Here is a 13,449-nt window from a genome sequence, read left to right as displayed (position 1 = left end):
GCATCATTTGTGGCCGCCGTGATGCCTGATTGGATTTTGTCCTGTATCACTTGCTCTCCATCCTGATACAGGACCATACAGCGTAATGTCTGCATTTCCTGACTGGTGAACGCAGTGATAGAACGATATACTGCTTTGTCCTTCTGGTTTAAAGTTTGTTATTTTTCTGTAGTAATTTCTATGGTCAAACCAGTGTATGTTTATTTCATAGGCACTGGCTTCTGGGTTAAACCCACTTAGAGTCCAAGTACGGCAGTTATAACCATGGCCTCCTCCCATACTCAATGACTTAGACTGTGGCCATATTTTTAAGTACCCACTATCACCTGAATCTTGAACAGGCCATCCATCATAAGGTCCATGCAGGGTAAGGCTTGAATAACCTCCTTTTTGGGGGCAGTGATTAAATGTAACGCTAGTTTGTCCTTCTGATTTAGTATTTTTGATTGTGCGCTGGTGATTACCTTTACGTGACTGCCAATTGACATTTAGTGTATAACTGGAGGCTTCGGTAGGAAGGTCCGAAAACGTCCAATTTTGGCAATTATTTAACGTAGTGCCAGGCATGGTTTGTGATGCTGTATAATAAGGCAATGGGTTAGCATTTTTCAGGCATGTAAAATGGCTTATGCCTGACCCTCCGAATAATCCTGATAGTGGTACCGCTTCCCATCCAGCTTCGCAAGAGCAGATACTTTTGCCACCTTGTTGAAGAGCAATTGCTGGTGATTGTACTGAGACAACTTGATTATTATTTATTGTGCAGGAGCCAACTAGTGTATTTTCTGGAATATCATAGAAACTCAGCCCTACTAATCCTGCTTCACCACGATCACCTTTTTCACCCTTTGGACCTTTATCTCCAGGGTCTCCTTGTTGACCTCTAGCGCCTTGTGGGCCAGGATCACCTTCAGGACCAGGTTTGCCATTTTGGCCTGGTTGACCTTGTTTACCTGATGGACCCTGTTCACCTTGCAGACCTGTTTTACCTTGAGGACCAGCATTTCCTACAGGGCCTTGATTACCTTTAGTGCCATCTTCTCCTAGCTCTCCTTTTTTTCCTTCTTCACCTTTATTGCCTGGAATACCACGAGTGCCTTTAGGGCCTTCAGCGAATTGCCAACAGTCATCGCCTTGATTAAAAAGACATTGATTTTCGAAAAATGAAAGCGAGCGATCATAAATACTTAGTTGATCTATTAAGCCAGTAAAGTTTTTAATTGCGCTATCTGTTGATAAACCTATTTCAATAGCACTATCGTTTTTCAGTTGGGTACCGCTGAACAGGCTTGAATCAATCGTTTTATTGAATAAAACAGGACGACCATTAATAGCTATATGCAAAGGTTGTGGTTGCTCTTTATCAAAAGAAAGAGTGAAATGCTGCCAGTGTTGTAAATCTGTTAAAGTGGTACTTTGTACTTTAACTGTTACTCCTTGGCTCGATTTAAGCACTAACTCAAGTCTATTGTTTGTAACCTGGAGTTGATAGCCCGCTTGAGTTTCATGATTCATTTTACGAATCAATGAAAAAGTATTCAGTGCTGCATCAGGCTTAAACCAAAAGCTCACTGCATGTGAGTTTTCACCTAACCAGCTGTTTGGAATAACAAGCGAAGTTAATTCTTGGTTGAATCTAAGGGATTTACTGTTCTTTCCTTCCTCTGCAAGCGAAGCATTTTCAGGCAGCTGTAAATTATAAGCATTATTGCTTTGGTCTATAATTTGTTGCGCTTCTATTTTATCGAAGTCCCATAGACCAACAGGTTTTTGCTGAGCAGTAGCGGGGAAAACTGCTGTGGTACAACTTATAAATAAAAGTGTACTAAGTGTATTTTTTCGTATCATTTAAAAACTCATTCACTGTTTTTTTGTGCTGAAACATATTTATTTAAAGCATTTTTTATAGGCTGATAATTAATTTTTAATACACCATGAGGCATTAACATCTCCCACTCGAGTCCAGCCCGATGCACAGCTGCAGGCATTTAAGTACTGGCTATTATGACGATAAGTGTAGGTTGATGCTGCAGTGCCATAATGTAGCGTAATTGTTTGGTTAGCTTTATTTATTTGGCAAAAGCCTGATAGCGTACCTTTAGGTAAATCCTGGTAGGAATCTGCAATAGGACCTGCATCACCTCTTGGCCCTGGCTCACCTTGTGGACCTCTCACACCAGGTAAACCTTGCTGGCCATCTGGTCCTTTGGTGCCTGTTTTACCCACGCCGGGTTGGCCTTCTAATCCTGGCAATCCTGATTTACCTTGTGGTCCTTGAGGGCCAGTCTCGCCTTGTGGGCCTTGAGGACCTTGCTCTCCTTGATCTCCAGGTTCACCTTGTTTTCCTTGTGGGCCTTGTTCACCTTTAGGACCTTGTGGGCCTTTTATTCCTTTTTCACCCTGTGGGCCTTGTTGAATAGGAATAAGGCAGTTTAAACCCAGCTGGCTTAGGCAGTATGACTCTACAGGATTAATGATATTTTGAAATAAATAGACTTCGTCAATTTTTCCTTGAAAATTTTCAGGCCTATTCACCCCAGGTTTTAAAATGTATAGTCTAGGGCTTGTATAACCAATATTAAATGTTGACTTTGAGTCATGAGTTGGTGACGTAAACAGGGAGCTTTTAATTTTTTTCAGGCCTGCTTCAAAACCATTAAGAGTAATTAGAGTCGAATTGAGTTTAAGTCCCGTATTGTAGCTTATGGTGACATGTTGCCATTTTTTGGGTTCTATTTTTTGCTCAGTCTTTAAGTGTAAAATACCTTTAGTAACATCTACGATAATCACGTTTATAAATAGGTTTTTATCAATAAATACAGTTACCCCTGATCTATTTTTTGCAGTACGAGAAAAAATACTTTGATTTGTACTAGTTTCAGAAGCAAATAACCAAGCAGAAAATGCAAAGGGTTCTCTCAATGTCCAATTATCACCTACATTAAACTCCATAGATGAGCTGCTGTCGTTAAACTGTGCAGCATAACCTTGAATGCCTTCCGCAAAAGAAATATCGCCATTTAATATTGATGAATGATTGAACTCACTGTGGTCTCGCATATCTTTATAGTCAAATGACCAGTAACCCACTTGTTTTTTTGGCCAGTTGCCTACATTGGATGGATCGAAAGGATCATTGGCTGATGTTATTGAAGCGCTACATAGTAAAGTGCTATAGCTTATTAACTTGCTTAATTTGCGTAAAAGACGCATACACAAAACCCTGGTAGTTGCAAAAGTTTTAACAGTTATAAGGCGCTTTGTATTCTTCATATCCATAGATTTACTGATACATGTTATGAAGGAAAACACCTAAACATAGTGAAATCATAAAACAATGAAGTGTTCAAAGGACATTGATCTAGTGTGTATTCAAGGTTTATGTGCAAATGAGAATTACACATCTTACACGCTAATGAGAGTTTAAGTGTTGATCTAACAACGGTGTGATTATTTTTCAGTGAGTGGCAGGTTTGTATGATACCTGATTCTAAATTTGTTGCAATTCTATACAACGCTATACAACAAGAAGTGCCTGTGGAACTAAAGTTGCTGAGGATATTTTTTACCAGTTATCTTCTTATATACTCCGTTTATCCTATGATTTTATTAAACTATTTAGTTAATAAGTGTCAGTAAGATTATGATTAATAAAGATATTATTTTTATACTTGAACCTGTTGCGTAAAAAATAAACAAAAATAGCACTGAACAAAATTCTATAAACAATGGATATATAAAATAAGTAAGTGAAGTTTTTGTAAGACATGATACGACTGTGCTAGCTGATTACAGTTTAACAACGGTATTGTGTTTTTATTTGACAGTGTTTGGTATTAATTAAGATGGCAAATATTTTTATCGATTAGGCTAATACCCTTCATAATTGTTTCTTCATTTTGATGCTCTACCCATCTTTAATTAAAAAATGTGCTTATCAGGTATTGATAAGTAAACAGCATACGTTGCTGTCACCAATTACCTTTATGAGAAAAGACTTTTATGGTTGCTTTAGTATCTGGATCTAATCTTGGGTTATTTAATCATTTAGTACTAGGAAATGGGGCTGGTAGTAAAGTAGGTCAGGGTAATAACCAAGTCTTTCTTAATGCAGCAACTGGTAACCTGATTTTACAACAACATTCGGATGAACTTTCTGCATTAGGACTGGATACACAACTAACACAAACTTATAACAGTCAGGGGCAGCATAACGATGCACGCAATCAATCCTGGTTGCTGAATCAGCACCGCTATTTAACAGACCTCCCAGAAAAAGTCGCTGAGGGAAGTAAGTTACGTCGAGCAAATGGTGATGGCAGCTTTAGTGAGTATCACTTTGATAGTGAAAAGCAAGCTTATATTTCCACTGATGGTAGTGGTGCTCATGATCAGATTAGGTTTGATCAAGATAAAAAGCTATGGATTTGGCAAGAAGGTACTTCAGGTGTTGTAGAGCACTATAACTCAGACGGTCAGTTGGTTAGTCGAAAAGATAGAGATGGACACCTACTGAATTTTAGTTATGAAAATAATCTGTTAAGCCGTATTACGGATGCATCAGGTCAGCAGACAATACTCAGTTATATTCAAATATCAGGGAAAACACTGCTGAACCAAATTGCAACAAGTTATGTTAATGACCAGGGTAAAACACAAGAAACCATTAACCAACGATTTGAATATGATCAGCAAGGAAGATTATCTGCGGTTATTATCGATCTTACACCGGAAGATAATACAATTGCTGATGGCAATATCTTTCGCTCAGACTATCAATATGACGGCAATAGTTTACGTATTAAACAAATTACGCAAAGTGATGGTGTCGTTCAGCGATTTACCTATAAAAAAATAGATGAACAATATCGTGTTACTCGTATTGAAGACGGTACGGGTGTTGGAGTTACCCTTGATTATAACGCTACTCAACGACTGACAACGGTTAGTAATGATAAAGGTGAAACATCCTTTTACCGGTTTGATGAGAAGGATAGATTAACGTCAATCACTCAACCGGCAGTTAATCATCAGCGACCCGTATTGTCTTATACTTATGATGACGCAGGTAATATTACCTCTGTAACGGATGCTAAAGGTCAAGTTACACAACGTCAGTATGATGATGCAGGCAATTTACTGACAGAAATTATTAGTGATCAGGTTAATTATTTTCGCTATAACGCGAGTAATCAAATAATTGCTAAGGCAAACTATGCGTTAGCAAAACCCGGTATTATTGATGATATAGGGCATTTAGCAGACCTTCCTGAAAATGCGGCTATAACGAGAATGGTTTATGATCAACGAGGTCACTTACGTTATACAATCAGTGCTGAGAGGCGTATTCAAGCTTGGGATTATAATGCTCAGGGCTTAATGGTTGAGCACAGAGTCTACTCAAACGTAAAGTTTTCACTGGCTGATTACACGGCTGAAAAAAATGTTTCACTATCAGCTATTGATACTTTTTTAAATGCACAGCCACAAGCACAGTATCAAAGAACAACCCATGATTATGACGCCCGCGGTATGGTGGCACGTATTATTCAATGGTCTGGTAATCAAGCTCAGCAAAAAACACACTATATTTATAGCGCTTTTGGCCAGTTAATTAAAACCATCAATGATAAAGGTGTGGTAGAGCAATTTACCTATGACGGACTGGGGCGTGTACTGAGCAAAGAAAAAGCAGGCCAGCGTTTAAGTACAGTACAATATAACAATGCGCAGCAGGCAATTGTCACCACAACGGCAAGTGGTTTATCGACAACGCAAGTATTTGATTCTGCCGGACGCTTAGTAACAGAGTCAACCGTCGCGACGGATGAAACGGTAACTGGAAAACAACGACTGTTTTATGATGAAGCAGGTCGTTTAGTGGCAAAAGAAGCTGCAGATGGTGCGCGTAGCTACCTGTTTTATAATGAGGCAGGACGAAAAGCAGGCACCATTGATGAAACGGGTAAAGCAACTCGTTTTAGTTATGATGCTAATGGGTTACTCGTTGCGACAAAAGAATACAGTACTCACGTTGATACTTCTGCATTAGTTGCAGAGGACGGGGAAATTAATTCAAAGCTGATGAAGCTTACCGCATGGCTACCTGCTGAAACAGCTGCTGACCGTACCTCATATGCTATTTATGATGCACAAGGACGAGAACAGTATGCGATTGATGCTGAAGGATTTGTCACTGAGACGATTTATAATGCTCAAGGTAAACAGGTAGCTAAACATCGTTATGAACAGTCATTATCTAGTGCGCAGTTAACGAATGCAGCCAATTATTCTGCTAGTGATATAAATCGTCTTATTGGTGGTTATAGCTATGTGCTCATGGATAATACTACCTGGACGACAGATCGGCAGCCTGATCAGCCTTATACTTATACATCAAGTGCATTACTGCAGCATAGAGAACTACATGCTTATGAAGACGTATTGAAACTGTCTGGAGAGCGTGTAAATCGAAATCCAGTTCAGCCTTACCCTGTACTGACAGGTTATGACTATACACTAAGATCAGTGCAAAAAGCTGGCGCACAAACCCTGCAATTAGTGGGTGCTCGTGCTACAGAACAGCCTATGGTCAAGGTGGAAGGGCAAGCTCAAGCCGTTACTTCCCCTGAAATATCTCTTGCATTAACCCGTGAAGGTGCTTTAGCAAAATTAACATCACTGTCTGAAGCATTTAGCGCGAATAAAAGTAATGCAGCAGACTATTGGCAAGGTGACCAGCGTTTTATAAAGCCTACAGATCACGGCTTTGATATTACACAGCCAGGTATAGAAAACTCTGCTAGTGACGTTAGTCTTAGTAGTTCAAGAAAATACCTTACTGCTGCAGGGTATCACTTAAAAGTGGACGTAACACTCTCTGATGTATCAAGCGACTTTTCTCTGGCTATTAGTGGAGGTAATGATAAGCAGCACATAGTATCCCTTGCAGTGGGACAAGTTATATCATTTTCTGGTGAAGGTATAGGTGAAGACGAACTTAAAAGAGAGTTTTATCCATATCAAATAAATAAAACTTATACTATTGAGTTTGAGGTCAATGAGAATAGTACAACTGCTTATTTCTACCCTAAAGATAAGACACGTGCAGAAGGGGTTAGTCAACGGATAGAAAATCATGGTTTTAAGTCAGTTAACGTTGAGTTGAATGCAAATGAGTCAATGACTGATGATGACCAACATATTACCTTGACCAATTTTCAGGAAAAAGGCCAGTTGGCTTTAGATAACTATCAGTTACGCTATCGCGCAACAGGAACAGAAAGTTTCACGCCAGTAACTCTTAATGAAAAACAGGAATTTGTCTGGAATAACTGGCCTGAAGGGCAAGCTTACGAGCTGGAGTTAACAGATAAAGAAACGGGTAAGGTATTATACCTTGCGCAAACTTCTGGTGCTGCAGAAACACTGCAGTTTAAACCTGTGCAGGACAATACAGCACCTGCAACATCGGGTGTGTTTATCAATAATATGGTGTCCAAAGAACAATGGACGCATTATCAGCAAATTACTACTAAAGTGTTTAATGCTGAAGGTCAGCTAGTGAGTGAAGGGACTATTTCACCCGCTGATTTTGCCGAATACCAAGGCCAAATAAAAATTGGGGATCAGCTTTTATCCGCAGGGCAATATCAGCTTGAAATTATTTTTACGGATAACAGTGGTACGCAATTAGCACCACTCAGTATGGGTTACCAAGTTGGTAACACAGATGCTGCTTTCCAGCAGTCTTTACAGTGGCTATCACCAAAACAAGCAGGCGAGCTTGATGCGTTACGTGTACGTAAAGCAGGAAGTGATGATTGGCAAACATTGACTATTACCCAAGATGCCCAAGGTAAAAATAAGGCTGATTTAACATCATTGGTGCCCGGCCAATATGAATATCAAATTAATTATTTAAATGATGATGGTCAGATTAGTTATCAATTAACAGGTACTATTGATACGACTCGCTCTAGTGATACAACACATTCTGGTATTACAAGTGTAGAAGCTGAAGCAGAAAGCATAACGTACCAACAAGTCCATAATAAATATGATGTATTACAGGGTGTTATATCAGCAGAAGAACAACAAAATCTGGAAAAAATCGACTGCACTACTTATCGGGATGATGGTCGCTTTCCGCTTGCCGAAAATACAATTACTATCGATGATTGGGTGAACTTTAAAGGTGACGTCACTTTACTTCCCCATCATGCCAATAATCGTCCTTTACTTAAGAACGGTGAAGGCTATCGCGTTGAAATTAATCTCCACTATAAAGATGGTACTGTTGTTACCAAGGCGCCGATTGAGTTTGAGTTTGGGGATGATTTTTATACCGTCAATCAAACCTTACGCTGGCCTGTTATTGAATCATATATTCCTTTTACCGAGCATCATGAGTTTAGCTATCGAGTGAATGATGGTTCGAAGGGGGAGTTTATTTCTGTACCTGTGGTACGAGAAGGCAATGAGTTCGTTGTTCAGCTGACAGGATTGATTCCCGATGAAGGCTATGAATATCGCATTAAGCACCTGGATGACCAGTTAAAACATTCAGGTGTGGGTGAGTATAATGTTAAGTTATGGGGAATTTTTAGCCCTAAGCTGGGGCAGTCAACCAAAAATATTCATGTTAGTTATGATCGCGTTATTTCTGAACCTGATGATAGTGGTGCATTAACCGGCGTTATTTCATCAGAAGAAGCAACGTTGATTGACTCTGTGGGTGTAAGTGTTCGTCAAGAGCGGTCTGATGGCAGTGAACAGACTTTGAGCCGTGCTAAAACTTACATCAGTAGTTATGAAAATTATCAGGGTGAAGTTAATTTAGGCATGCCTGGCGGGTTAAAACCCGGAAAATATAACATTATCGTACAAAAGTTTTATCGAAATGGTGAGGTGAAATATCAGGATTTTACCTATGAAATAGGTGCTCAACCTCAGCTAAATAAAACACATCGGCTACGCATTCCTGTGGCTAACTTGCCCGTTGATATTAATCAGCCAAATGTACAACTCAGCTATCGCTTAAAACAATTAGGTGAGGCGTTTACTGCAATTGATGTAAATAGTATTCGCTCTGCAGATGGACAGTATCTTGAATTAAATTTAGACCAGTCTCGAGAAGCCGCTTATGATTTTGATTTAAAAATTGTCAGTGATCAGGGGGAATTTCAAGGCCGGGCCACGGTGATATTGGATGCTAATACGGATGGTAATTATTTACTGAAGTTTGGTGATAAGTTAGGGAATGATATTGCTGGGCGTTTTACTCATCGCTTGTACAGCCAAGATGGTTTATTGGTCGGTGAGTTGGATGCTGAAGGCTTTTTAGTTGAGCATCGTTATGGTGCTGCAGGGCAAAAAATTAGCACGACACGTTATGCCAATGCTACAGGTTACCCGAGTAAACAGCAGTTATTTTTAGATATTAATGAGCTGAGGCCAGAGGTCAGTGTTAATGATCAAACTACACATTTTATTTATGATGATTTAGGCCAGCATGTTGCTACTGTTGATGCTGAAGGTTATTTGACGGAAACCGTTTACGATAGTTTAGGGCAAGTCGTACAAATTATTGGTTATCGACAACGGATTAATTATCAACAACAAACCCTGACTGAATTACGTGTATTAGCGACAGGTAGTGAACCTAACCGTGTTGAACACCACGAATATGATGAGCGTGGACGTCTGATAAAACAGACAGCGGCAAACGGTTTGGTAACCCATAATGAATATGATGTGATGGGTAACTTAATCACCGTTACTCAAGGCCAGGCAACTGATCATAGCCAGATACGTTATCAAACCAAACGTTATGATCAATTAGGTCGTGTCACGGCAGAATTAACAGCAACAGGTGCCAAACAGCTCGCGGCGGCCACCACGGATGCCGAACGTGAAATCATTTGGCAAAAACAAGCCATTTTATTTTCGTATAATGAGCGTGGTTGGTTAATCAGTAAAACTTACCCAGAAGTTAATGCACTCGAAAGTGGACAAAATAAAAGTCACCCTCAACATTTAACACAATGGTTTTTTTATAATAAAGGTGGTCAGCTTCGTTTTAGTATCGATAGCCAAGGTGCAGTGAATGAGCTGCGTTATAATACGCTTGGTGAAAAAATAGCGAGCATTGACTATGCCACCGCGTTACCTGTTAATAACGCATTAACGGGGGGATTAGAAAGCACAGAATTACGTGAAAAAATAAAAGGCATTGCAAACCCTGAGCAAGATCAAGTTACCCATTTTGAATACAACAAACGTGGCCTATTAGCTAAGTCAACAACGGCCGGTGGTAGTGTCAGCCAATATCAATACAACAGTTTTGGTGAAGTCAGCAGGCTGGCAAAAAGTATTCAAGCTGCAAACAACCAATTTCAAATTGCATCATTTGAATATGATTTACGTGGGTTAGCCATCACTAAAACCCTGTCTGTTGAGGGTTTAACACAAAGTGATCTAACGCAAACAGAAACGATAACCTATGATGCCTTTCAGCGAAAAACCAAAGTGCAACAAGGCGAATTTATTCGTCAACAATTTAGTTATAACCGCTTAAACCAACTTGTCAGTGAACTTAATGCAGCTGGTGATGCAACGCAGGTTGCGTATGATGCGTTTGGCCGTAAAGTATCGGTTACGGATCGCCAAGGCAATACCACCACCTATCACTATGATGATCAGCAACATCAGTTGAAAGTGGTGTCTGCTACAGGTGAGCAGCTCATTACACAATACGACCAGTTTGGTGAAAAAGCGGTTTTAATTGATGCTGTTGGGACACGCACTGAGTACCACTATGATGAAGCAGGACGCGTTCAGCAGATTACTCAACACAGTGCAGACGGCGAACTGTTAAAAACCGTTGAGCAGCATGAATACAATACACTGGGTTGGCAGCAGAAAACGGTAGCGGCTAATGGACTTGTTACGACCTATCAATATGATGTTGCTGGAAAGCTGCTGCGACAAACGGTTGACCCTGAGGGTAAAGCACAAGTCACTTCTCATGAAGTGGATGTGCGTGGCCGAGTGATTAAAACCACCACGCCAGATGGTGTGCAAACGTTAACTGCGTATGATGCTGAAGGTCGGGTGAGTCAGATCATGCGACAGGCTGGAGAGCAGCAACGTATCACTCGTTATCGCTATGATGAGCAAGGCAATAAAGTGGCTGAGCAAACATATTCAGCATCACTTGTTAATGGTCATCAGAGCGAACTTAAGCTCTGGCGGGAAACCCACTACCAATATGATGGTTTGGGTAGATTACAGACTAAGATTGTTGACCCTAGTGGTTTAGCGCAAACCACCCGTTACCAGTATGACGAGCAAAATAATCTTATTGCTGAAACCAATAGCTTAGGGCAGACCACTTACCATGCCTATAACACAGATAATCAGCGTATTTACTCGGTTGATGCCCAAGGTGGGGTAACGCTTGTTAAATACACCAAAACCGGTCAAATCTGGCTAACCGAACAACTGGCTAAACCCATCAGTACCGAAGGACTTGAGCTTGCTCTTAAGCAGGCCAGAGAGCCAAGAGTCGTTATTGAGCAGCGTATTACTGATCGTAGCTCGCCACAGCAGACTGAGCATAATCATCGCAGTTATACCCTCTATGATGCTGATGGCCGTAAAGCCATGACCATCGATAACCTTGGGGGGGTTACTGAGTTTGTCTATAACAGTCGAGGTACATTGGCTCAAACCGTACGCTATACACAGCGCCTATCTGATATTCAGCAGTTGGCAGAAGCTCAGGATTTGGCTGCCGCTAAAGCTCAAGTCCGTGCCACGACTACAGTTGAAAAGCCTGCGTATACCCAAACTACGTTGTTCGATCAGTTGGGACAAGCACGGTTTATCGTTGATGCCAATGGTAGCTTGACTGAAAAACACTACGATATCAGTGGGCAGGTGGTGCGTGAGCTGAAGTATGATCTCGCAGCGGTCGAAGAACTGAAGCTGGATAAGGCTAATCTGCTTGAACTTACTGACCAGCAACTGGAGGCTAAACTGCAAGCCTGGCTGGCTGCAAGTGAAACGACTGAAAGCGGAGAAACAGTTCAGCACCAGCTTAACTATCAGCAGACGGACTATGTCTACAACCAGTTGGGCCAAACGTGCTTCACCATTGATGCTGCCGGATATATAAACCGTTTGAGTTATGATCAAGCCGGCCAGGTGGTTGCCAGCTATCGTTATCAGCAACCACTCAGCAATGAATTACGGCAGGGAGGACGTTTAGGCCAACCATTAGCTTTGGCTCAGCTTACCGAGTATGTTGCAGAACACAATGCGACCGTTGAGGCCAAACAGTATGTTTATGATGCGGCAGGGCGTAAACAATTTGAAATCGACAGTATGGGTTATGTGACGGTCTTCAGCTACGATGCCTTGGATCAGCTGCTCAGTACTACTCGTTATACACAGCCTATCAGTTATGACCCTTCACCCACTGAAGCATCAGTTAATCAGGCTACTCTAAAACTGCATGGTGTATCTACCTGCCAACACTATGATGCACTTGGCCGCACCCAGCTGGAAATCGACGCCCTGGGCCATGTGACCGCCCATGAGTACGATGCCTTAGGTCAGTTACGCCGTACCGTGCGTTATGCTCAGGCATTGGATGAAGGGCTACGTAATGGCTCAACCTCGGAGATTGCCGCGCGCTTGTCAGGCCTGAGTCATGCGCAGGACCAAGCGACGGTGTATCGCTATGATGCCGCCGGCCATAAAACCGCATTGATTACTGGGGCGGCCAGCGTGGTCACCTTAGGCTTGAGTGAGGAGCAGCTGCAGGCGGGGTTAGCGTCAGGTCAGCTGCGCGCCGAGCGCTATGAATATGATGCCCTGGGCCAACGGACCGTGTTGCGCCAAGCCACGGTGGACGGTGATTTCCGTACCCTGTTCTATTACGACAGCAAAGGTCAGTTGACCCGCGAGTTGAAGCAGGTGGATGCCGAGCACGGTTACCTGACCGTGTTTGACTATGATGCTTTTGGTAATAAAATCTTCGAGAACCGCTACAGTGGCTTGCTCCCCATGGCCCTGGGCGCTAACCAGTCTCGTTCCTTGGTCTATGCCGACCGCATTGTCCGTTTCCGTTACGATGCGTTGAATCGTCTGGTGGCGGAAACCGTGCCCAGTGCTGACGGTAATGGCCATGAGACCCGTTATCAGTACGATGCTTTTGGCAACCTCACCTTAAAAACCGAAGCAGCGGGTATGCAGGCGGAGCGCCGCACCGCCTATCGCTATGACGAGCGTAACCAAAAAGTCGCTGAGATTAGCGCGCTGGGTACTGAGGCGGCCGCAGAGACCCAATACCGGTATGATGCATTGGGCCGGGTCAGTGCCATTGTCGATGCTCGGGGTGTGGCCCTTATTCAAGAAGACAGTGACTGGGCACTGGCCGAG

Annotated in this window: 3 protein-coding genes; 1 reads left to right on the top strand and 2 read right to left on the bottom strand. The window is 42.0% G+C overall.

Features of this window, described 5'->3' with window-relative positions:
* Positions 1 to 3: 3 nt before the first annotated feature.
* Positions 4 to 1,848 (bottom strand): LamG-like jellyroll fold domain-containing protein, encoded by a 1,845-nt coding sequence (locus ACQ96U_RS13500; protein WP_431721788.1) that lies wholly within the window; start codon positions 1,846 to 1,848, stop codon positions 4 to 6.
* A gap of 69 nt (positions 1,849 to 1,917) precedes the next feature.
* On the bottom strand, positions 1,918 to 3,213 hold the full coding sequence (locus ACQ96U_RS13495; RefSeq protein WP_431721787.1) for a LamG-like jellyroll fold domain-containing protein: 1,296 nt from the start codon (positions 3,211 to 3,213) through the stop codon (positions 1,918 to 1,920).
* A gap of 789 nt (positions 3,214 to 4,002) precedes the next feature.
* Here ACQ96U_RS13495 and ACQ96U_RS13490 point away from each other — a divergent pair.
* Positions 4,003 to 13,449: hypothetical protein (locus tag ACQ96U_RS13490; RefSeq protein ID WP_431721786.1), on the top strand; the 9,447-nt coding region annotated here is incomplete at its 3' end.

This window comes from Zooshikella sp. RANM57 (assembly GCF_050749885.1).
Classification (GTDB): Bacteria; Pseudomonadota; Gammaproteobacteria; order Pseudomonadales; family Zooshikellaceae; genus Zooshikella.
This window is presented reverse-complemented; position numbering and strand designations above follow the sequence as displayed.